The organism is Aeromicrobium marinum DSM 15272, assembly GCF_000160775.2.
GTDB lineage: Bacteria > Actinomycetota > Actinomycetes > Propionibacteriales > Nocardioidaceae > Aeromicrobium > Aeromicrobium marinum.
Genome location: NZ_CM001024.1, coordinates 2,979,413 through 2,999,537, shown reverse-complemented (window position 1 = coordinate 2,999,537; position 20,125 = coordinate 2,979,413). Strand labels below are relative to the sequence as shown.

Here is a 20,125-nt window from a genome sequence, read left to right as displayed (position 1 = left end):
TACGGTCAGCGGCCGCGCTTGGCCGCGGTCTTGCGCGCCTCGATGACCCGCTCCTTGGCCAGCTTGTCGCTCGGCGAGATGGTCAGCTCGTGCTTGGCCACGACGTAGGGCGTCTCGCCGACGATCGCGTTGTGGGTGCGACGGAACAGGTACTTGCTCGACAGGTTGATCATCGTCGCGAACCGGTTGCGGTTGCCCAGCAGGGTGGCGACGTGCAGCCCGACCCAGATGATCCACGCGGGGAATCCCTTGAGCCGGGGCAGTCCCTTGATCTCGGCGATCGCCGAGGACTTGCCGATCGTGGCCATGGTGCCCTTGTCGGAGTACTTGAAGGGCTTGACGGTGCGGCCCTTGATCTCCGCGCGGATGAACTTGGCGACGTGCTTGCCGCCCTGGATGGCCGGCTGCGCGAGCTGCGGCAGCGGGTCGGGCCCGATCGAGATGTCACCGATCGCGAAGGTGTTCGGCAGACCCTTGACGCGCTGGTGCTCGTCGACCTCCACCCGGCCGCCACGACCCTGCGGCACGTTCCAGTCCAGGACGGTCGGGTGGGCGGTGACGCCGGTGGCCCACACGACGATGCCCGCGGGCAGGAACTCCTCGACACCGTCGCGCTCGACGACGACGCCGTCGGCGCGCACCTCCTTGACGGCCGTCCCGAGCCGCAGGTCGACGTGCCGCTTCTCGAGCGACTTCTTGGCGTAGTCGCGCAGCTTCTCGTGGAACGGGCCCAGCACGTGCGGAGCCATCTCGAGCAGGGTGATGTGGATCCGGCTGCGGTCGAGCTCGGGGTAGGTGGTCGGCATGTCGTCGTTGCGGAACTCCGCGAGGGCACCGGCCGTCTCGACGCCGGTGGCGCCGCCGCCGACGACGACGAGGCGCAGGTCGGAGTCCTGGCCGTTGATGGCGAACTCCTCGAGGTTGGCGAACATCGTGTCGCGGACCTTGAGTGCGTCGGACCGCTTGTACAGCGGGATGCCGAACTCCTCGGCGCCCGGGGTGCCGAAGTAGTTGGTGGTGACGCCGTTGGCCAGGATCAGGTAGTCGTACGACACCGACACGTCACCGTGCAGGCTCAGGACCTTGGACTGGTGGTCGATCGTCGTGACGATGCCCTTGAGGAACCGCACGTTGCGCTGCCCGGCACGGATCGCGCGCAGGAACCAGGTGATGTCGCCGGGGTTCAGGCTGGCGGTCGCCACCTGGTACAGCAGCGGCTGGAAGGTGTTGTAGGTGTGCCGGTCGATCAGGGTGATGTCGACGTCCGCACGCTTGAGCTTGCGGACCGCGGCGAGCCCACCGAACCCTCCGCCGACCACGACGACATGGGGACGCTTCGGGGTGACAGCACTGCTGGAGGACATGTTCGAAAGTCTAGGCCCGCGGGCGGTGGTGCCGCATCCACCCGGTCCTCGCGGTGACTCCGCTCACACCGTGCCGTTCACCGGTGACCCGACCACTCGCGGGACTCCCGACGACGCAGCAGCACGATCGTGACGAGCGCCGCGATCGCGACGGGCAGGGCGAGCGGCACCGTCGTGGCGGCACCCAGCAGACCCACGTACGAGAGCACCAGCGCCGGGACCCGCCAGCGGGGCCGGTTGAGCAGCAGGCCGATCGCCACCAGGAACCCCAGGAGCGAGAGCACCGCCAGCACCGTCGACACCGCGACGACCAGCACGACGGTGCGCTCGGAGTCCCCCAGGGAGTACAGGGTCTCCGCCGGCGGTGGCTGGTCGCCGAAGATCACCGCGTACTCCGACGGGTCGGCCAGCCGCACCAGGTACATCAGGACGTTGACGGCGACGGCCGAGCCCACCAGCAGCGACGACACCAGCATCGTGACGGCCGCCGTCGTCACCGACGACGGCACCGCGCGTCGCTCGGGCCGGTCGAAGCCGTGGGCGGACGCTCCGGGGTAGACCGGCGGCAGCTCCGGCGACGCCCGACGCTCCTCGGCGCGCGTCGCGACCTTGGCGAGCAGCTCGGGCGACGGGGTGCGGTCGTTCGTGACGTCGAACCACACCCGGGACTCCGGCGACCACAGCACGAACGCGCTGCCGGCGAGGAAGATCGCTGGCAGCAGACCCACGAACCCCGACAGCGCGAAGACGACCGCGCCCAGCCCGCACAGCACCGTGAGGACGAGTCGCGCGGCCCGGTCGCCCCGGGCCGTCGCGAAGGCCAGCACGGTGGCGGCGATGGCGACGACCACCAGCACCAGCAGCGCGTAGCGGAGCACCTCCAACGCGGTGGCGAGGCTGAGGTCCTGGTCGCCGAGCAGACCGGAGTCCAGCTCGGACTGCACGGCCTCCTGCAGCTCCAGCGACCCCCAGCTGGTGAGGGCACTGATCAGGTTGACCAGCAGGAGCAGGCCCGAGACGCCGATGAACACGCACGCCAGGGTGACGGCGGGCGGGCGACGTTCGGCACTCATGGGTTCCATCCCACCACGTCACCCCTGGGCGGGACCCCCACGGTCAGGCCGTCCCCGGCGGCGTCACGGTCCACGTGCACGGTGTCGCCGTCGCGGACCTCGCCCGCCAGCAGGGCACGGGCCAGACGGTCCCCGATCGACTGCTGCACCAGCCGCCGCAACGGGCGCGCCCCGTACGCGGGGTCCCATCCGGTCAGCGCCAGCCACTCCTTCGCGGCCGGACTGACCTCGAGCGTGATGCGCCGCGTCGCGAGTCGGCGCTGCAGGGCCTCGACCTGGAGGTCGACGATGTGCGTCAGCTCGGCGGTGCCGAGCGGGTCGAAGGTCACGATCTCGTCGAGCCGGTTGAGGAACTCCGGCTTGAACGCCACCTTCACCAGGTCCATGACGGCGCCCTTGCGGGCCCCGTCGTCGAGCGTGGCGTCGGAGAGGAACGCCGACCCGAGGTTCGAGGTGAGCACGAGGATGACGTGGCGGAAGTCGACCGTACGGCCCTGCCCGTCGGTCAGTCGGCCGTCGTCGAGGACCTGCAGGAGGATGTCGAACACGTCGGCGTGGGCCTTCTCGACCTCGTCGAGCAGCACCACCGAGTAGGGACGGCGGCGGACCGCCTCGGTCAGCTGACCACCCTCGTCGTAGCCGACGTAGCCGGGAGGTGCGCCGACGAGCCGGCTCACGGAGTGTTTCTCGCCGTACTCACTCATGTCGATGCGGATCATGGCGCGCTCGTCGTCGAACAGGAACGCGGCCAGGGTCTTGGCCAGCTCGGTCTTGCCGACGCCCGTGGGACCGAGGAACAGGAACGAGCCGGTCGGTCGGTCGGGGTCGCTGATGCCGGCCCGTGAGCGGCGCACCGCGTCGGAGACCGCCTCGACGGCGCGTCGCTGGCCGATGAGGCGACGACCGAGCTCGTCTTCCATCCGGAGCAGCTTGCCGGTCTCGCCCTCGAGCAGGCGGCCGGTCGGGATGCCGGTCCACGACGCGACCACCTCGGCGATGTCGTCGGGACCGACCTGCTCGTGGACCATCTGGTCGTCCGAGCGATTGGCCTCCGCCTCCTGCGCCTCCGCGAGCTGACGCTCCATGGCGGGAATCTCGGCGTAGACCAGCCGGCTCGCGGTCTCCATGTCGCCCTCGCGCTGGGCCCGCTCGGCGGCGCTGCGCACCTCGTCGATGCGTTCCTTGATCTCGCCGACGGCGTTGAGGCTGGACTTCTCGGCCTCCCACCGCTGCTCGAGCGCCCGCAGGGTCTCGGCCCGGTCGGCCAGCTCGGTGCGCAGGGTGGCGAGCCGGTCGATGCTGGCGTCGTCGGTCTCGTTCTGCAGGTGCAGCTCCTCCATCCGCAGCCGGTCGACGGCGCGGCGCAGCTCGTCGATCTCGACGGGGCTGGAGTCGATCTCCATCCGCAGCCGGCTGCCCGCCTCGTCGACCAGGTCGATCGCCTTGTCCGGTAGCTGGCGGGCGGGGATGTAGCGGTCGGACAGCGTGGCCGCCGCGACGAGGGCGGCGTCGGAGATCTCGACCTTGTGGTGGGCCTCGTACTTCTCCTTGATGCCGCGCAGGATCGCGATGGTGTCCTCGACGGTCGGTTCGCCGACGAGGACCTGCTGGAAGCGACGCTCCAGGGCCGGGTCGGCCTCGATCCGTTCGCGGTATTCGTCCAGGGTCGTGGCGCCGATCATGCGCAGCTCGCCACGGGCCAGCATCGGCTTCAGCATGTTGCCGGCGTCCATGGAGCTGTCGCCGCCGGCACCGGCACCCACGACGGTGTGCAGCTCGTCGATGAAAGTGATGACCTGACCCTCCGAGGCCTTGATCTCGGCGAGCACGGCCTTGAGCCGTTCCTCGAACTCCCCCCGGTACTTGGCGCCGGCGACCATCGCGGCGAGGTCGAGCGAGATGAGTCGGCGGCCGCGCAGCGAGTCGGGCACGTCGCCGGCGACGATGCGCTGGGCCAGCCCCTCGACGACGGCGGTCTTGCCGACCCCCGGCTCACCGATCAGCACGGGGTTGTTCTTGGTGCGACGGCTCAGCACCTGCACCACCCGACGGATCTCGGCGTCGCGCCCGATCACCGGGTCCAGCTTGCCGTCGCGGGCGACGGCGGTGAGGTCGACGCCGTACTTCTCCAGGGACTGGTAGGTGTCCTCGGCGTCGGCGCTGGTGACCTTGGCGGTGCCGCGCACGGACTCGAAGGCGGCCTGCAGCGCCTCGGGCGTGGCCCCGGCGTCGGCCAGGGTCCCGCGCGCCGGGGAGTCGACCGTCGCGATGGCCACGACGAGGTGCTCGGTGGAGGTGAAGTCGTCGCCGGCGCCGGTGGCCAGCTCCTGGGCGCGCTGCAGCACCGCGTGGCTGCTGCGGGACAGCCCCGGGTTGGCGACGGTGCTGCCGGTGGCGCTCGGCAGCCGGTCGAGGTCGGCCTTGAGACCGGCGGCGACCCGGTGGGGGTCGACGCCGGCGGCCTGCAGGAGCGGGCCGGCGGTGCCGCCGTCCTGGCCCAGCAGGGCAGTCAGGAGGTGGGCGGGTTCGACGGTCGGGTGTCCGGCTGCGGCGGCGGCCGAGATGGCTGCGGCGAACGCCTGCTGGCTGCGGGTGGTGAAGCGGTTCAGATCCATCGGGGCTCCCTGGTGGTGCGAGTGACATCATCATCAACTCCGGCAAAGTTGAGTCTATTCCTGTCAACTTTGCGATCACGGCCGCCCCTCCCTCCGGGCGGTGGATTCGCGACCGAATACGCCGTCTTTCGGTCGCGAACTCACCGCCCCGCTCGGATGGTGGATCCGCGACCGAATACAGCCTCATTCGGTCGCGAATCCACCGCCCCGGCGGGAAGTCAGGGGCGGCGCAGCACCCGCAGGCTGCCGGTGCCCGGCTGCTCCACGAAGCCGTCGTCCAGCGCCCGCAGGTAGATGCGGTAGGGAGCCTGTCCGCCGTCGGCCGGGTCGGGGAAGACGTCGTGGATCAGCAACGCACCGCCGGGTCGCACCCACGGCGACCAGCCGGCGTAGTCGTTGCCCGCGTGTTCGTCGGTGTGACCGCCGTCGACGAACACCACGTCGACCGGGGTCCGCCAGAACGCGGCCACGGTCGTCGACCGCGCGACGACCGGCACCACGACGTCCTCGAGCCCGGCGTCGAGCATCGCCCGGCGGAACCGCGGCAGGGTGTCGAACACCCCGGTCTCCGGATCCACCAGCTCGGCGTCGTGGTACTCCCACCCGACCTGGTTCTCCTCCGACCCGCGGTGGTGGTCGACGGTCACCAACGTCGCACCGGCCTCCCGCGCGACGTGACCGAGGTGGATGGTCGACTTGCCGCAGTAGGTCCCGATCTCGACCATCACGCCACCGGGCGTCAGGTGGGTGGCGGCGGCGGACCGCAGCGCGTCGGCCTCGTCGTCGGGCAGGAAGCCCTTGACGGAGCGGGCCAGGCGGAGCAGGTCGTCAGGCAGGTCGGTCACGGCGACACTCTCCCATCCCTGCCCGTCAGGCAGGAAGGCCGTCGCCGCGGAAGATCCCGCTGCCGCCGGATCCGCGGGTGAGCGCGTCATGGGCGAGGATCACCGTCGCGGCCGTCCAGGTGGTGTGCTCGACCGGCCACAGCTGCCGGTCGTCCACCACGAGGCCCGTCCAGTACGAGCCGTCGTCGTCGCGCAGGTGCTGCATCGCCGCCAGCTGGGTGCGGGCGTCGTCGGTGCGGCCGATGGCGTCCAGCGCGAGCGCCAGCTCGCACGTCTCCGCCCCGGTCACCCAGGGGTTCGGCGTGACGCACCGGATGCCGAACCCGTCGACCACGAAGGTGTCCCACCCCTCCTTGATGCGGGCCTCGGCCGCGTCACCCGTGAGCGCACCACCGAGCACCGGGTAGTACCAGTCCATCGAGTGCGGCTTGGGGGTGAAGCCGTCCGGCGAGGTCGCGAAGACCTCGCGGATGGCCCGCGCGGCCTCGTCCCAGGCGGGGCGGCGGGCACCGACGAGCCCCGCGAGGGCTGCACCGCACCGCAGGGACAGGTGGATGCTGCCGTTGCCGGCCACGAGGACCTCGTCGGTGCCACGCGTCCACGCGATCGCGCCGCCCGGTTGCGCACACGTCAGCACGCACGCCAGCGCCGCGTCCACCGCCGGCCACATCCGCTCGACGAACGCGCGGTCCCCGGTGACGAGCCAGTGGTGCCACACCCCGGTGGCGAGGTAGGCGACGAAGTTGGTGTCGAGGTGGTCGTCGTCGACGGCACCGGCCAGGTAGCGCGCCGCCCACGACCCGTCGGGCTGCTGGTTCTCCCGCGACCACGCGTACGCCCGCTCGGCCTCGGTGATCCGGCCGGCGGCGGCCAGGCCCATCGCGGACTGCACGTGGTCCCACGGGTCCAGGTGCTGCTCGGTGCTCCACGGGATCGCCCCCGAGGGGTCCTGCTGCCCGACGATCCAGGCCGCGGAGCTCGCGACCTGCTCGGGAGTGACCGGCGAGGCCGTCACCACGGCTTCGTGAAGTACAGCGCGACGCTCTTGCCGATGACCGGGTTCAGCGCCCGCTCGGCCACCCGGGTGGCCGCGGGGGCCTTCATCATGTCCCAGACCAGCAGGCGGTGGTAGGCGCGCACCGCCGGGTGCTGCTCGGCCTGCACCCCGACCGCGCACTTGATCCACCAGTACGGCGCGTGCAGGGCGTGGGCGTGGTGCGAGTGCTGGAACGTCAGCCCCGCGGCCTCGAGCTTGCCGCGCAGCTCGTCAGCCCGGTAGATGCGGATGTGTCCGCCCTCATTGGCGTGGTACTCGTCCGAGAGCGCCCAGCAGATGCGCTCGGGCAGGTAGCGCGGCACCGTCACGGCCAGGGTCCCGCCGGGCGCGAGGATGCGCACCAGCTCGGAGATCGCCTGCACGTCCTCGGGCACGTGCTCGAGGATCTCCGAGGCCAGGACGACGTCGAACGAGCCGTCGGCGTGCGGCATGTCGAGGATGTCCCCGACCTGCACCATGGCCGAGCCGCCCGGGGGCACCTCGCCCTCGGCGGCCAGCGCCGCGAACATCTCGTCGACGTTCTTCAGCTCGACCTCGTCCATGTCGAACGCGGTCACCTCGGCGCCGCGGCGCAGGGCCTCGTAGGAGTGTCGGCCGGCGCCGGCGCCCACGTCGATGAAGCGGGTCCCACGGCCCACGCGGAGGCGGTCGAAGTCAACGGTCAGCACGGGGGCTCCTTCAGGTCGTGGCCGCGTCGATCGCGGCCCGGTAGGTCTCGGCGGTCGCGCGGGCGACCGAGGTCCAGCTGTAGCGCTCCTCGGCGCGGGCCCGCCCGGCCGACCCGAGTCGCTCGCGTTCGGCGGGGTCGTCGAGCAACCGGCCGATCCCCGCCACCAGCGCCTCGACGTCACCCGGCGGGGTGAGCACGGCGCAGTCGCCGACCACCTCGGGGAGGGCGCCCGCGCGACTGGCGACGATCGGCGTGCCGGAGGCGAGGGCCTCGACGGTGGGCAGCGAGAAACCCTCGTACAGCGACGGCACGCACATGACCTCGGCCGACGCCATGAGGTCGGCCAGCTGCTCGTCGGAGATGCCCGGCATGACCCGCACGATGTCGCCGATGCCGAGCGCCTCGATCTGACGTTCGGTGCGGCCCCCGGCCTCGAGGTTCGACACGAGGCACAGCTCGATGTCGTGGTCGACCCGTAGCTTGGCCACGGCGTCCAGCAGATGACGGATGCCCTTCAGCGGACGGTCGGCGCTGGCCATCGCGACGATCCGGCCGGGCACCCGTGGGGTCTCGCGAGGGGCGAACAGGTCGGTGTCGACACCGAGGGGCACCACCGTGATGCGGTCCCGCTCGATGCCGAAATCGGTCGCCGTGTCGTCGGCCGACACCGACGAGACGCCGATCACGACCGGGAGCCGGCGCGCGACGCGCGCCTGCATGGCGACGAACCGGTACCACTGCCGCACCCCGAGCCGCTTGCGCAGCCCACGGGCCGCGGCGAGGTCCACGCGGAAGTCGCGGCTGATCGGGTGATGGATCGTGGTGACGAGCGGGACGCCGCGACGCAGCATGAGCAGCATCCCGTAGCCGAGGGTCTGGTTGTCGTGCACCACGTCGAACTCGTCGCCGCGTTCACGCAGCAGGCGGGCGGCGCGGAGGCTGAAGGTGAGCGGCTCGGCGAAGCAGCCGGTCTTCATGGTGAGGAACTCCAGCACGTCGATCGCGTCCCGGAACTCGCCCGGCCGCGGCGTGCGGAACGGGTCGTCGTCGCGATAGAGGTCGAGGCTGGCGAGTCGGGTGAGGCGGACCCGGGGGTCCAGGTCCTCGGGATACGGCTGCCCCGAGATGACCTCCACGTCGTGCCCGAGCTCGACGAGACCATGGCTCAGCTGCCGCACGTACACGCCCTGGCCGCCCACGTGCGCCTTGCTGCGGTACGACAGGAGGGCAATGCGCATGCGCTGACCCTACCGCCGAGTACACCGGCCCCGGTGAGTCAGTAGCCGGTGAAGTGGTCGGTGTGGACGGCGGCGCACCGTCGACGCAGTGACTGACGGACCGCGTCGACCATCGCCGGCGGACCGGAGACGAAGGCCGAGCGCGACGCCAGGTCGGGCACGGCGTCGGCGACGGTGTCCCCCGTGACGAAGGGCGCCGGCACGTGCCGCCACCCCTCCGGCAGGTCGGCCGGGGGCGCGGGGGCGACCAGGACCACGCGGGCCCCGACATCCACCAGCTCGTCGCGGTAGGGCACCTCGTCGGCGTCCGGCACGCCGTACACGAGCACCGCGTCGCGATCCCGGTCGGCGCGCAGCTGGCTCAGGAACGGCGTGACGCCGATGCCACCGGCGACGAGCACGACCGGCCGGCCGGCGTCGGGCCACACGAAGTCGCCATGCACCCCGGTGGCCGTCACGACCGTGCCGGGCTCCAGCGCCAGCAGCGCCTGCTTGAAGCTCGAGGACACCTCCGGGACGCGCACCGCCACCGTCACCGTCGCGGCCCCCGGCGGCGACGAGATCGTGAACATCCGCCGGCTCCCGCGACGGTCCGCGCCGGGGTGCGGCAGGTCGAGCTCGAGGTACTGACCCGCCACGAACCGCACCGGACGCTGGGGCTCGAACACGATCTCCCACACGTCCCCGGCGAGCGGGCGGACCTCCCTCACGTCGAGGCGCAGCCCGCCCCGCTGCCCGAGGCCGAAGGCGATCACGTTGGCCACGACCAGCGCCAGCTCGTAGGTGCCCTCGAACGGACCCAGCGCGAACGGGTCGTCCAGCACGCGCTGGGAGAACAGCGGCCAGGTGAAGACCACGGCGGCCACGGCGGCGACCGCCACCTGCTGGCGGCGCCGGGGCGGGAGGGTGAGGGGCTCACTGAGCATGAAGCCGGCGAAGAACACGATCGGCGTGGAGTACACGACGAACGACAGTGCGTCGCCGGTGTCGGAGATGAATCCCGAGACGCCCCAGTAGGTCAGCACCGCCGCGAGCACGGCGAACACGGCCGCCAGCTCGAACCGCCCGGTCCGGTACAGCACGAGCCCGGCGCCCACGAGCACGAACGGGAACAGCGCTTCACTCGCGGCCCACCAGGTGGTGAGCGGCACCGAGTCGAGGACCTCCCCGGCCAGCACCAGCAGCGCCGCGCCGGCCGCCGCCGGGTTCAGCACGTGGCGCCCGCGCCACGCGATGACGTACTTGGAGAGGTGGGCGAGGGCCGCGGCCGCGGCCAACCACGCCAGGGTCGTCGGGTCGGTGCTCGGCCAGTAGAGGAACCACAGCAGCAGCGCCGTGATGACCGCCGACTCCAGGTGCGGGGTCGTCCGCCAGATGGTCGCGCACAGCCGGCTGGCCGCCAGCGACGCGACCATCAGCACCAGCAGCGTCAGCATCATCGCGCCGGGCTCGAAGATCGTGGGGTCGAGCCGTTCGGTGGAGGCCAGCACCACCGCGACGGCGGCGATGAAGCCGAGGACCACCGACACGAGGCGGTACATCGTGGCGCGACCCAGCAGGTCGTCGAGCCGGTTCTTGACGGTGATCATGCGAACAGCTCCCCGGGGAAGTCGTCGGAGGCCCGCAGGCCCTCGGCATCGATGGTCACGTGACGGTACGCGAAGGCGGCAGCGATCCGCTCGGGTGCCGCGTGGAAGAGCGCGGTGCTGACCGCGTCGGCCGTCATGGCGGTGTCGGCCACGGCCCAGGTGGCGACGACGCCGTCGACCGGCGCACCCGTCCGCGCGTCGAGCACGTGGTGCAGACCCTCGCCCCAGGCCCGGCGGTTGACCGCGGACCCGCACAGGGCCTGCCCCGGGGACACGACCGCGACGCCCACGGCACGCGACGGATCGCCGGGGTGCTCCAGCGCGACCCGCAGTGCCTCGCTGCCGAGGTTGAGGATGTCGCCGCCGGCGTCGACGACGCACGGCACTCCCGTGGCCGCGGCCACGAGGTCGACCAGTCGCCCCTTGCCCGCCGCGCCCACGTCCAGGGTGCTCCCGCGAGGCACCGTCAGCCGATCCCCCTGTCGCTGCGCCGCCGACCAGGGCGCCGCGGGCACGGGCACACCACGGGCCCGCAGCGTGTAGTCGGCGTCGTAGCCGAGGTGCTCCAGACTGCCGCCGACCAGGGGGTTGACCGCGCCGTCGGTGACCGCGTCGAGCCGGTCGTAGACCTCGAGCAGCTCAGCCGCGCCGGGCCCGAGGTCGACGGTCGCCCCGGCGCGGAGCCGGCCGACCGAGCCGTCGTCACGGAACCTCGACCAGGTGAGGTCGAACGCCTCGACCAGACCGAGCACGCGCGACCGGACCGGCTCGCCGAGCGGTTCGTCGGTGTCGATCTGCCAGCCGGTGCCGATCGCCTCGAACCGCCACTCAGGCAGCGGCCTGGGCCTTGATCTCGTCGATCGCCTTGTTGAAGCCGCCGCTGGTCAGCGACGAGCCCGAGACCTTCGAGACGTCGAGGTCGTCGATGCTGACCCCTTCGACCTCGTCGGCGATGCCGCCGGCGAACCGACCCTGGAACTGTTCGGAGTTGCCGCCGTCGGCCTGGGGGATGACCTCGACGGAGGTGATCGTGCCGGTGGCGTCGAGGGACAGCTCGACGACGACGCTCTGGGTGCCACCGGGCGTCTGGTAGCTGCCCTCGGCGGAGTAGTCGCCTGCGGCGTAGCCGCCGGACGAGGCCGCGGAGGGATCGGCGTCGGCGGAGTCGGCGCTCCCACCGGCGGCAGCCGGGGCGGTCGCCGCCGAGGAGTCGTCGTCCGTGGCCTCGCTCCCGCAGGCTGCGGTGAGCAGCAGGGCCGACGCCGCAGCGGCGGTCAGGAAGGTGTTCTTGTAGCGGGGCAGGGTCACCGGTCTGGTCTCCTGGGTCGGTGGCGGGGGTGTCGGGCGGGGGCCCGGGGTACTTCTGGGTCGTTCCTCGGGGGTTCAACGGACACGCACCGACTTCGGTTCCGGTCCGGCGCACCTCTCAGGCACGTCACAGCAAGGATCTCATCGCAACGACCGGACTGCTCGGGTCGCGGCGTGGAACCCGGCCATCCCGTGCACGCCCCCGCCCGGCGGGGTCGAGGACGAGCAGAGCCAGAGCCCGGGGCCCAACCGGTAGGGGTCCAGACCGGGCCGCGGACGCAGCACCGTCTGCACCACCGTGCTCGCGCCGCCGGTGATGTCGCCCCCCACGTAGTTGGGGTTGTCGGCGGCGAGATCGGCCGGGGTGCGCACGGCGACGTCGACGATCCTCTCCCGCGCGCCCGGCGCGAACCGCTCGATCTGGGCGAGGACGGCCTCGGTCGCGTCGCCGGTCCAGCCGTACGGCACGTGCGCGTAGGCCCACACGGGGTGCAGGTCGCCGACCGACCGGGACGGATCGGCCAGGTACTGCTGGCACAGCAGCACGAACGGCCGCTCCGGCATGCGTCCGGCCTGCACCGCCACCTCGGCCGCGTGCACCTGCTCGAAGGTGCCGCCGAGGTGCAGGGTGCCGGCCCGGCGCGCATCCGGGTGGGTCCAGGGGATCCCCCCGTCGACGGCGAGGTCGACCTTGAAGGCAGCCGGGCCGTGCTTCCAGCGGGACAACGCCCGCCGCACGTGGCCGCTCACCCGGGAGCCGGCGACGGCGATCGCCTCGGCCGGGTCGGTGTCGAACAGCACGAGGTCGGCGTCGGGCAGCGAGCGGACACGGTGCCCGGTCTCGATGCGTCCTCCCAGGTCGCCCAGCACCCCGGCCAGGGCCGTCGTGATCGCCGCGGATCCGCCGACGGCCACGGGCCACCCACCGGCGTGACCGAGCATCCCGAACAGCATGGCGATGCCGCCAGTGGTGGGGCGGTCGAGCGGGGTGACCGGGTGGGCCGCGAACGCCGCCATCAGCGAGCGGGCCTCGTCGGACCGCCAGCGCCGGGTCAGCACCGACACCGGGAGCACGGCCCGGGGCGCGAACCGGACGAGGTCCGTCGGGTGGCTCGGCACGCCGAGGATCGGTCCGAGGACGTCCTCGGCGATGCGGTCCTCCCGGCCGACCAGCGGTCCGAACAGTCGGCGCCACCGGTCGGCGTCGGGCCCCATCCCCGCGGCCGTGGCCTCCAGGTCGCGGTGCAGGACGCCGGCACGACCGCCGTCGAGCAGGTGGACGGCCTCGACCTCGGCGTGTGCCCAGCGCAACCCGTGGTCGGCCAGCGGCAACGACCGGAAGTACGGCGACACCTGGGCGGTCGGGTGCGCGGCGGAGCAGACGTCGTGCAGCAGCCCCGGACGGGTCAGCTGCTCGGTGCGGGTGCCCCCGCCGATCGTCTCCGCCGCCTCGACGACGGTGACGTCGAGTCCGGCCTGGGCCAGGACGATCGCCGCAGAGAGCCCGTTGGGCCCGGACCCGACGACCACGGCGGTGCTCATGCTGCCGCCTCCCAGGCCGACCGGCCGGCCACACGGCGCAGGGCGGCGAGCACGAGGGGCTGGGGCACGCGGCGGGCCACCGGGGCGAGCAGCCGGCCGCGGCTGGAGTGCAGCGTGTCGCCCGCCGTCCGGGCCGCGCGCACGATCGGCGCGACCCGTCGCCGGCGGCGGCGCTCGAACTGCGTGAACGCGGTGACGGGATCGGTGGCGGCGAGCAGGTCGGCGAGCACCACGGCGTCCTCGATCGCGGTGCACCCGCCCTGGCCGAGACCGGGCTGCATGGCGTGGGCGGCGTCGCCGATGACGACGCACCGGCCGTCGTGCCAGCGCCTGGGCATGGTCCGGTCGTACATGGGGTGGCGCAGGATCGCCTCACGGCCGGTCGCGGCGACCAGGTCCGGGAGGGGGTCCGGCCAGTGGGCCGCCGGTGGCCCGATCTGGTCCTCGGCGCCGGCGCTGGTGACGAACCAGTAGGTCCGCCCGCCCCGCATGGGCATCACGCCCGCCTCCCCGCGCTCGCCCCACACCACGCCGGCGAGCGCCGGGTCGACCGCCAGCGGCGCGACTCCTCGCCAGGCGACGTACCCCGCGTAGGTCTCCGACATCGACGGATCGAGGTGCCGGGCGACCACCGAGCGGTAGCCGTCGGCCCCGACGACGAGATCACCCTCGGGGGACTGGGCGCGGACACCGAGCCGCACCCGGTCGCGCCCGACGGCGGCCAGCAGCAGCGACTGCAGCTCGCCCCGGTCGACGACCCGGAGGGGCTCACCCAGGGCACGGACGGTGGCCGAGGGGTCGAGCCGGCGCACCCAGGCACCGTCGGCCCGGCGCACCCCGCCGCCGGCCACGGGCTCGCCCAGGTCACGCACGGCGTCACCCCACCCGACGTGGTCGAGCGCCGCCAGGGCGTTCGGCCACAGCGTCAGGGCCGCCCCACCTCCGAGCTCGGCCCGCTCGTCCTGGACGGTCACCTCGAGGTCGTGCCGCAGGGCCGCGAGCGCGAAGGTCAGACCGGCGAGACCTGCTCCGACGACGACCGGCGCGGGGGGCATGCGACCACGCTAGTCCGTGGCCCCTCGAGCGGGCCGGTATGATCCACATCACAAAGCAAGCGTTCGCTTGGTGGACGGATGTCCACCACTGGTGTCGACGCCTTAGGATTGCCTCGTACAGCACCGTTGTCAGGAGAACTCTGCATGAGCCGGAAACTGCGCGTCGCCGTGGTCGGAGGTGGCCCCGCCGGGGTCTACGCCGCCGACATCCTCACCAAGTCCGAGGTGCCGTCCGTCGACTCCGTCACGGTCGACATCATCGACCGCGACCCCACGCCGTTCGGGCTGATCCGCTACGGGGTCGCGCCGGACCACCCCCGGATCAAGGAGATCATCAAGGCCCTCAAGCGGGTCATGAGCAACCCCGACATCCGGTTCTTCGGCAACGTCAACTTCGGCACCGACCTCAAGCTCGAGGACCTGCGGCAGTTCTACGACGCGGTCATCTTCGCGACCGGCGCCCGCCGCGACCGCGACCTGCAGATCCCCGGCATCGACCTGCACGGGTCGTTCGGCGCGGCGGACTTCGTCTACTGGTACGACGGCCACCCCGACGTCGACCGCGACTGGGACTTCCAGCCGCACGCCACCCAGGTGGCCGTGCTCGGGGTGGGCAACGTCGGGCTCGACGTCGCCCGGATCCTGGCGAAGACCGCCGACGAGCTGCTGGTCACCGAGATCCCCGACAACGTCCACGCCGGGCTGTCCCGCAACGCCACGACCGACGTGCACGTGTTCGCGCGCCGCGGGCCCGCGCAGGTCAAGTTCACCCCCATGGAGCTCCGCGAGCTGTCGCACAGCCCCAACATCGACGTCATCGTGCACCCGGAGGGCTTCGAGCTCGACGAGGGCTCCATGGAGGCCCTGAAGGCCGCCAAGAGCCAGAAGCTGGTCGTCGACGTGCTGCAGAACTACCTGGCCAAGGAGCCGACCGGCGCCGCGCACCGCATCCACATCCACTTCTGCCAGAACCCGGTCGAGATCCTCGGCGAGGACGGCAAGGTCGTGGGGCTGCGGACCGAGGTCACCGAGCTCGACGGCACGGGCAACGTGCGCGGCACCGGGGAGTTCGTCGACTGGCCGGTGCAGGCGGTGTACCGCGCGATCGGCTACTACTCCGACAACCTCGTGGGCCTGCCGTTCGACAGCGTGTCCGGTGTCGTCCCGAACGACGGCGGCCACGTGATCGACATCGACGGCACCCCGTTGCCCGGCGTGTACGCGACCGGCTGGATCAAGCGCGGCCCGGTGGGGCTCATCGGCCACACCAAGTCCGACGCCGCCGAGACCGTCGGCATGCTGGTCGAGGACGTCGACGACCTCATCGCCCCGGAGCATCCCGAGCGCGAGGCGTTCGACCGTCACCTCGACAGCCGCGGCATCGCCTACACCACGTGGGACGGCTGGGAGAAGCTCGAGGCGCACGAGCAGATGCTCGGCGAGACCCACGCGCACGCCCGCGAGCGGGTCAAGGTCGTCGAGCGCGACGAGATGGTGCGCGTCTCCCGCTCCTGACCCACCCCGACCCAGATGTGCTCCCACATCAACCTTTTCCGTGCAGGATTCCGTTGATTCAGGAGCACATCTCGGAGGTCTTGCTACGCATGCGTAGTTACGCTAGCGTAGCGAATCCGTCACGAAGGAGACCTCCATGCCGTCCACCGCGCCTGCCCGCCGCCGTCCCGTCCGCCCGCGGGAGGACCACGGCTTCTTCGGTCCCGGATCGATCGTCTGGCAGCTCTGGGGCTATCCGACGTCGGTCACCGTCGGGTTCCAGCGCTCGGTCGTGATCGAGGAGCTCGATCCGTTCCTGCTCGCCGCCGTCGCCGGCACCGACAAGGTGCGGTACGCGCCGGCGGCCCGCTACGACAACACGCTCGTGTACTTCGCGACGATGGCGCTGGGCGACAGCCGGTCGGCCATCGAGGCCTCCGAGATCCTGTACCGCGTGCACGGAGCCGTCACCGGGACCGAGCCGGTGAGCGGTCTGCCCTACAGCCCCAACGACCCCGAGACCCAGCTGTGGATCCACGTCACCGCGTGGCACTCCATCCAGTACACCTACGAGACGTTCGGGCCCGGACGGATCACCGAGACCGAGGACCAGCAGTGGTGGGCGGCCTGCCGCGTGGCCGCCGAGCTGCAGACGATCGACGTCGAGCGCGTGCCGTCGTCCCGGGCCGAGGCGAGCGCCTACCTGCAGGAGGTCCGCGCCCGGCTCTGCGTCACCGAGGAGACCCGCGCGATGATGCTGCACCTGCTCGAGGCGGCCACCATGATCGGACCGCGCACCCCCGTGCTGCGGCTGCCGAGCTCGATCGCGGGCCGGATCGTCCGCCGGGCCACGATCTCGACGTTCCCGCGGTGGATGCGCGACCTGACCGGCATCCGGCAGACCCGCCTCACCGATGCGCTCGTCTGGGTCCTCTACTCGGTCGCGATGCGCGCTGCCGCGCCGATGCCCGTGCGGACGCGACTGCTGAGGATCGTGTCGCCCGCCACCGCTGCTGTCGCCCTCCCGGCGCTGCGGCACGACGAGGTGCTCGACCCGGTCGTGGTCACCCCGGCGGAGGCCCGCGAGCGCTGGGGCCGGCTCGCCGCACCGGCCGAGCTGCAGCGCCAGGCGGCCGGGTCGGCTGCACCGGCCGCACCGACGTCGGTCCCGGTGTCGGTGTGACCGACCGGACCGCTGCGACCCGGCAGCCGCGACGCAGCATCGAGGTCCGGCGCGTCGAGGCGCTCGACGCCGCGCTCGAGCTGATCCTCGAGCACGGCTATTCCGGGGTCACCATGGAGGCCGTCGCGCGACGGATGGGCATCGCCAAGCCCGTCGTGTACAAGGCCTACCCGGACCTGTCGGCCCTCCTCATGGCACTGCTCGACCGCGAGGAGCACCGGACGTTCGAACAGCTGGCCGAGGCGCTGCCGTCGACGTCACCCGGCGCCGACGTCACCCGCACCCTGCTGGCCTGGGTCGAACGGCTGGCGACCCTCGTCCACGAGGAACCGGCCACGTGGCGACTCATGCTGCTCCCGCCCCAGGGCACCCCAGGCGCGGTGCGCGAGCGGGTGGAGGCCGGGCGGACCGTCGTGCGCCAGCAGCTCCGGTCCATGGTCGAGCGTGCCGTGCCGGACGGGCGCATCGACGCCGCCCTGACGAGCGAGGCACTGCTCGCGGCCGCCGAGCGGCTCGGGACGTTGATGCTCGACGACCCGGCGGCGTACCCCGCCGAGCGGCTGGTGCGGTTCGCCCGGGCCGCCCTCGGCGCGACCCTCGAACCCCCGCGCTCCTGATCCCCCACCTCCCGCCGCGCGAAGTTACGGAGCCGGCACGGGAGGTTCGCACATGGCACGGCAGATCTGCCGTGCCATGTGACAGGACGCCGTGCCGGCTCCGAAATTTCGCGGGGCGCGGGGGGCGGGGGGTCAGGGCAGCTGGTCGAGCCAGGCCGCGATGCTGCGGCCGATCTGAGGACCTGCATCCTCCTGGAGGAAGTGCCCGGCACCCTCGACCACCTGCAGCGGCTGGTCCAGCGGCAGCAGCTGCTCCATCTGCCGACCCGTCGCCTCCAGCGGCAGCACGACGTCGCTGTCGGCCCACATCAGCAGCATCGGCCGGGTGTCGACGGCCAACCGCTCGACCGCAGCCCTGCCCTCGGCGGCACCGGGGGCGTCCGGGCTCTGCGGGATCAGTCCCGGCAGGGTGCGCGCTCCACCCTTGGCGTCGACGGAGTCGAACGGTGCCTCGTAGGCGGCGAGCACCTCGTCGGCCATCGGCGTGGCCACCGCTCCGCCGATCAGCATCCCGATCGGCAGGTCCGGCGTCGCCTGCACGAACTCGTGGAAGGCCTGCCACGCCGCGCCCATTCGCTGCTGCCCGGTGAACAGACCCGAGTCCATCACGACGATCCGTGCGATGCGGTCCGGGATCTCGGTGGTCGCGACCCGCAGACCCACCGGCCCACCCCAGTCGTGCACCACGAGGGTCACGTCACGCAGGTCCAGGTCCTCGAACAGCGACACCACCGACGCCACCAGGCGGTCGTAGGTGAACCACTCGTCGGCCGGCTTGTCGGACCGGCCGAAACCGGGCAGGTCCGGGGCGATGCACCGGTGGCCGGCCTCCACGAGCTCGGCCATGACGTGTCGCCACAGGAACGACCAGGTCGGCTCCCCGTGCAGCAGCACGACGGTCGAGCCCTCACCGGCCTCGACGTGGGCCAGGCGAAGACCGTCCCACTCGCGGTAGTGCGGCTCGTACGGGAAGTCGGGCAGGTCGGCGAAGCGCTCGTCCGGGGTGCGGTGCACGGTCGGGGTGGTCATGCGGCACCTTCGCACACCGGGCGTGCCGATGTCAGGGGTTCGAGCGGGGTCACTCCAGCCGGAGGACCTGCACGTGGCACACCGGCCCCTCACCGTGGGCCGGGATGCCCGTCACCTCGAACGGGGCCGCCCCCTCGGGCTGGATCGCCTCCAGCTCGGTGCTCACCGCCGCCCGCGGCAGTCCGTCGGCCGGGCCCACGTAGGCCGTGACGCGGTAGGTGGCGGGCTCGGGCTCCAGATGGGTGATGACGCCCGTCGCCGTCCACGTGCCCTGGTCGGTGGGAGCGCACTGCAGGCCCGACATCGTCTCGGGCGCGGGCACGCCCTCCTCCGCCGGAGCAGCGGTCGTCGGAGCAGGATCGGGGGTCGTGGAACCGCCACACCCGGCCAGCACGACCGCCGCCGTCAACGCCACGCACCACCCACGCATGGCGTCATCCCATCACGTCCCCACGCCGCGACGGCGGCACCACTCCTGGAGGAGCCAGAGGCGAAACATGAGGCCGCCTCATCTTTTCCGACGACGACCCTCTACGATGGCACCAATCCTCGGACGTCCTACGAATGGAACCAGATGAGCATCGAACGTGTCGGCGTGATCGGCGGGGGCCTGATGGGGTCCGGCATCGTGGAGGTCAACGCCCGTGCCGGTCTCGACGTGGTCCTGGTGGAGGTCTCCGACGAGGCCGCGAAGTCTGCGCACGACCGCATCGTCGCCTCGTTGGAGCGGGCGGCGGACCGGGGCAAGATCAGCCCGCAGGACCTCGCGGCCGCCCTCGAACGGATCAGCGTCACCGACGACCTGGAACGCCTGGCCGACCGCCAGCTCGTGGTCGAGGCCGCGAGCGAGGTCGAGCAGGTCAAGCTCGACCTGTTCCGCCGGGTCGGCCGGATCCTCATCGATGAGGACGCGATCCTGACCTCCAACACCTCGTCGATCCCGATCGTGAAGCTCGGCGCGGTGTCGGGACGCGCCGACCACGTCATGGGCGTGCACTTCTTCAACCCCGCGCCCGTGATGAAGCTCGTCGAGCTCATCCCGTCACTGACCACCGCCCCGACCACGATGGACCGCATGCGCGCCTACGTGACCGACGGCCTCGGCAAGGAGCCGATCGAGGCGACCGACCGCGCCGGGTTCGTCGTCAACAGCCTGCTGGTGCCGTACCTGCTGTCCGCGATCCGCATGTACGAGGCCGGCTACGCCTCGGCCGCCGACATTGACCGCGGGATGGTGCTGGGCTGCGGCCACCCCATGGGTCCGCTGGCCCTGTCGGACCTCATCGGGCTCGACACGATCCGCGCCATCGGCATCTCGATGTACGACGAGTTCAAGGAGCCGCTCTACTCGCCCCCGCCGCTGCTCGACCGCATGGTCGACGCCGGACTGCTGGGCAAGAAGTCCGGACACGGGTTCTACCCCTACGGCTGACCGGCGTCTACGCT

General features: G+C 72.1%; 18 protein-coding genes. 4 read left to right on the top strand and 14 right to left on the bottom strand.

Translation table 11 applies throughout. From position 1 onward, the window contains the following. Nucleotides 1-5 precede the first annotated feature (5 nt). From HMPREF0063_RS15060 to HMPREF0063_RS15005, 12 genes are all read right to left on the bottom strand, one after another. On the bottom strand, nucleotides 6-1,364 hold the full coding sequence (locus tag HMPREF0063_RS15060) for an NAD(P)/FAD-dependent oxidoreductase (protein ID WP_007079563.1): 1,359 nt from the start codon (nucleotides 1,362-1,364) through the stop codon (nucleotides 6-8). A gap of 77 nt (nucleotides 1,365-1,441) precedes the next feature. Beyond that, nucleotides 1,442-2,437, bottom strand: a complete 996-nt coding sequence (locus HMPREF0063_RS15055; protein ID WP_007079562.1) for a hypothetical protein — start codon at nucleotides 2,435-2,437, stop codon at nucleotides 1,442-1,444. After that, nucleotides 2,434-5,052, bottom strand: a complete 2,619-nt coding sequence (gene clpB / locus HMPREF0063_RS15050; protein ID WP_007079561.1) for an ATP-dependent chaperone ClpB — start codon at nucleotides 5,050-5,052, stop codon at nucleotides 2,434-2,436. Before clpB ends, HMPREF0063_RS15055 begins: the two co-directional genes overlap by 4 nt. A 218-nt stretch (nucleotides 5,053-5,270) precedes the next feature. Next, complete coding sequence (locus HMPREF0063_RS15045; protein WP_040320336.1) at nucleotides 5,271-5,897, bottom strand: class I SAM-dependent methyltransferase; 627 nt, start codon at nucleotides 5,895-5,897, stop codon at nucleotides 5,271-5,273. 25 nt (nucleotides 5,898-5,922) lie between these two features. After that, on the bottom strand, nucleotides 5,923-6,912 hold the full coding sequence (locus tag HMPREF0063_RS15040; protein ID WP_245527724.1) for a glucosidase family protein: 990 nt from the start codon (nucleotides 6,910-6,912) through the stop codon (nucleotides 5,923-5,925). Beyond that, nucleotides 6,909-7,622 (bottom strand): class I SAM-dependent methyltransferase, encoded by a 714-nt coding sequence (locus HMPREF0063_RS15035; protein ID WP_007079558.1) that lies wholly within the window; start codon nucleotides 7,620-7,622, stop codon nucleotides 6,909-6,911. The genes HMPREF0063_RS15040 and HMPREF0063_RS15035 overlap by 4 nt, the downstream gene beginning before the upstream one ends. 10 nt (nucleotides 7,623-7,632) lie before the next feature. Beyond that, nucleotides 7,633-8,862, bottom strand: coding sequence for a glycosyltransferase family 4 protein (locus HMPREF0063_RS15030; RefSeq protein WP_007079557.1), 1,230 nt, complete (start codon nucleotides 8,860-8,862; stop codon nucleotides 7,633-7,635). A gap of 38 nt (nucleotides 8,863-8,900) precedes the next feature. Further along, on the bottom strand, nucleotides 8,901-10,451 hold the full coding sequence (locus HMPREF0063_RS15025) for a ferredoxin--NADP reductase (protein ID WP_007079556.1): 1,551 nt from the start codon (nucleotides 10,449-10,451) through the stop codon (nucleotides 8,901-8,903). Beyond that, nucleotides 10,448-11,203, bottom strand: coding sequence for an FAD:protein FMN transferase (locus HMPREF0063_RS15020; RefSeq protein WP_007079555.1), 756 nt, complete (start codon nucleotides 11,201-11,203; stop codon nucleotides 10,448-10,450). Before HMPREF0063_RS15020 ends, HMPREF0063_RS15025 begins: the two co-directional genes overlap by 4 nt. Before the next feature lie 76 nt (nucleotides 11,204-11,279). After that, nucleotides 11,280-11,759, bottom strand: a complete 480-nt coding sequence (locus HMPREF0063_RS15015) for an FMN-binding protein (protein ID WP_007079554.1) — start codon at nucleotides 11,757-11,759, stop codon at nucleotides 11,280-11,282. Between the two features lie 141 nt (nucleotides 11,760-11,900). After that, on the bottom strand, nucleotides 11,901-13,301 hold the full coding sequence (locus HMPREF0063_RS15010; RefSeq protein ID WP_007079553.1) for a phytoene desaturase family protein: 1,401 nt from the start codon (nucleotides 13,299-13,301) through the stop codon (nucleotides 11,901-11,903). Beyond that, on the bottom strand, nucleotides 13,298-14,356 hold the full coding sequence (locus HMPREF0063_RS15005) for an FAD-dependent monooxygenase (protein ID WP_007079552.1): 1,059 nt from the start codon (nucleotides 14,354-14,356) through the stop codon (nucleotides 13,298-13,300). Before HMPREF0063_RS15005 ends, HMPREF0063_RS15010 begins: the two co-directional genes overlap by 4 nt. A gap of 144 nt (nucleotides 14,357-14,500) precedes the next feature. Between HMPREF0063_RS15005 and HMPREF0063_RS15000 the strand changes: the two genes are divergently transcribed. The 3 genes from HMPREF0063_RS15000 to HMPREF0063_RS14990 all read left to right on the top strand — a co-directional run bounded on the left by HMPREF0063_RS15000 (nucleotide 14,501) and on the right by HMPREF0063_RS14990 (nucleotide 17,650). After that, complete coding sequence (locus HMPREF0063_RS15000) at nucleotides 14,501-15,871, top strand: FAD-dependent oxidoreductase (protein WP_007079551.1); 1,371 nt, start codon at nucleotides 14,501-14,503, stop codon at nucleotides 15,869-15,871. A 136-nt stretch (nucleotides 15,872-16,007) separates the two neighbouring features. Beyond that, entirely contained in the window at nucleotides 16,008-17,033 is a 1,026-nt protein-coding gene (locus tag HMPREF0063_RS14995) for an oxygenase MpaB family protein (protein ID WP_007079550.1), read from the top strand. After that, nucleotides 17,030-17,650 (top strand): TetR/AcrR family transcriptional regulator, encoded by a 621-nt coding sequence (locus HMPREF0063_RS14990; protein WP_040320334.1) that lies wholly within the window; start codon nucleotides 17,030-17,032, stop codon nucleotides 17,648-17,650. Before HMPREF0063_RS14995 ends, HMPREF0063_RS14990 begins: the two co-directional genes overlap by 4 nt. 132 nt (nucleotides 17,651-17,782) lie before the next feature. On the opposite strand, the gene HMPREF0063_RS14985 is transcribed toward HMPREF0063_RS14990, so the two are convergent. Further along, on the bottom strand, nucleotides 17,783-18,679 hold the full coding sequence (locus tag HMPREF0063_RS14985) for a haloalkane dehalogenase (RefSeq protein ID WP_007079549.1): 897 nt from the start codon (nucleotides 18,677-18,679) through the stop codon (nucleotides 17,783-17,785). Nucleotides 18,680-18,728: 49 nt separating this feature from the next. Then, on the bottom strand, nucleotides 18,729-19,109 hold the full coding sequence (locus HMPREF0063_RS14980) for a hypothetical protein (protein WP_007079548.1): 381 nt from the start codon (nucleotides 19,107-19,109) through the stop codon (nucleotides 18,729-18,731). A gap of 144 nt (nucleotides 19,110-19,253) precedes the next feature. On the opposite strand from HMPREF0063_RS14980, the gene HMPREF0063_RS14975 reads away from it, so the two are divergent. Then, on the top strand, nucleotides 19,254-20,111 hold the full coding sequence (locus tag HMPREF0063_RS14975) for a 3-hydroxybutyryl-CoA dehydrogenase (RefSeq protein ID WP_007079547.1): 858 nt from the start codon (nucleotides 19,254-19,256) through the stop codon (nucleotides 20,109-20,111). Nucleotides 20,112-20,125 lie beyond the last annotated feature (14 nt).

Excerpts from the sequence above, each read along its gene's own strand:
- HMPREF0063_RS15060 (WP_007079563.1), bottom strand. The coding sequence starts at position 1,364 with ATGTCCTCCAGCAGTGCTGTCACCCCGAAGCGTCCCCATGTCGTCGTG.
- HMPREF0063_RS15055 (WP_007079562.1), bottom strand. The coding sequence starts at position 2,437 with ATGAGTGCCGAACGTCGCCCGCCCGCCGTCACCCTGGCGTGCGTGTTC.
- clpB (WP_007079561.1), bottom strand. The coding sequence starts at position 5,052 with ATGGATCTGAACCGCTTCACCACCCGCAGCCAGCAGGCGTTCGCCGCA.
- HMPREF0063_RS15030 (WP_007079557.1), bottom strand. The coding sequence starts at position 8,862 with ATGCGCATTGCCCTCCTGTCGTACCGCAGCAAGGCGCACGTGGGCGGC.
- HMPREF0063_RS15025 (WP_007079556.1), bottom strand. The coding sequence starts at position 10,451 with ATGATCACCGTCAAGAACCGGCTCGACGACCTGCTGGGTCGCGCCACG.
- HMPREF0063_RS15010 (WP_007079553.1), bottom strand. The coding sequence starts at position 13,301 with ATGAGCACCGCCGTGGTCGTCGGGTCCGGGCCCAACGGGCTCTCTGCG.
- HMPREF0063_RS15005 (WP_007079552.1), bottom strand. The coding sequence starts at position 14,356 with ATGCCCCCCGCGCCGGTCGTCGTCGGAGCAGGTCTCGCCGGTCTGACC.
- HMPREF0063_RS15000 (WP_007079551.1), top strand. The coding sequence starts at position 14,501 with ATGAGCCGGAAACTGCGCGTCGCCGTGGTCGGAGGTGGCCCCGCCGGG.
- HMPREF0063_RS14995 (WP_007079550.1), top strand. The coding sequence starts at position 16,008 with ATGCCGTCCACCGCGCCTGCCCGCCGCCGTCCCGTCCGCCCGCGGGAG.
- HMPREF0063_RS14985 (WP_007079549.1), bottom strand. The coding sequence starts at position 18,679 with ATGACCACCCCGACCGTGCACCGCACCCCGGACGAGCGCTTCGCCGAC.
- HMPREF0063_RS14980 (WP_007079548.1), bottom strand. The coding sequence starts at position 19,109 with ATGCGTGGGTGGTGCGTGGCGTTGACGGCGGCGGTCGTGCTGGCCGGG.
- HMPREF0063_RS14975 (WP_007079547.1), top strand. The coding sequence starts at position 19,254 with ATGAGCATCGAACGTGTCGGCGTGATCGGCGGGGGCCTGATGGGGTCC.